The following is a 720-nucleotide window of genomic DNA, read 5'->3' on the forward strand; positions in this document are numbered from 1 at the left end:
TGGCCACGGCCGCCGCCGCGGCGCAGACCCCTGCGGCCTGCGTGTCCGCCGCGCCGACGCCCGCCGCGGACCCACTCCCACCGCCTGCAGCGCTCGCCGCGGCGCTCTTCGACCCCGCCCAGCCCGGCAGCGTGGTGGCCAACCTGCGCCAGGTGCTGCGCCTCGCCGCCCTGGTGCGCGACCGCCTGTCGCCGGACAGCTGGCGCATCTACAACCGCCTGTCGGCGTTCGCCGCGGCGCCGGCGCAGGCCCCCCGCGTGGGCGAGGCGATGCAGCGCCTGGACGAGTCGCTGCTGTCGCTGGTGACGCTGTCGGGCTTCGTCATCGAGAGCATGCCGCGCGATGCCGGCTGGCGCTTCCTGTCGATCGGGCGGCGCATCGAGCGCCTGCAGTTCCTCGCCGCCGCGCTGTCGGCGCTGCTGCTCGAGCCCGCGCAAGGCGGGCTGAAGGTGCTGCTCGCCATCACCGATGCCGAGCTGCGCTACCGCAGCCGCCATGCCCGTGGCCTGGCGCCGCAGCCGGTGGCCGAGCTGGTGATGCTCGACGGCGACAACCCGCGTGCGCTGCGCTACCAGCTCGACTCGCTCGCCGAGCACGTGGCCCTGCTGCCCGACGGCGCCGCGCTCGCCGCGCCGCTGCGCGAACGCCTGGCCGCGCTCGAAGCGCTCGCGCTGTGCGACTGCTTCGTGCACGAGCTCGCCGGCGCGCGCGGCCGCGCGG

At 76.8% G+C, this 720-nt stretch carries 1 protein-coding gene; it reads left to right on the forward strand.

Going from position 1 to position 720, the window contains the following annotated elements:
* On the forward strand, nt 1-720 hold a 720-nt coding region (locus tag C667_RS23640), incomplete at both ends, for an alpha-E domain-containing protein (RefSeq protein ID WP_004391621.1).

It is taken from the genome of Thauera phenylacetica B4P (assembly GCF_000310225.1).
Taxonomy (GTDB): domain Bacteria; phylum Pseudomonadota; class Gammaproteobacteria; order Burkholderiales; family Rhodocyclaceae; genus Thauera; species Thauera phenylacetica.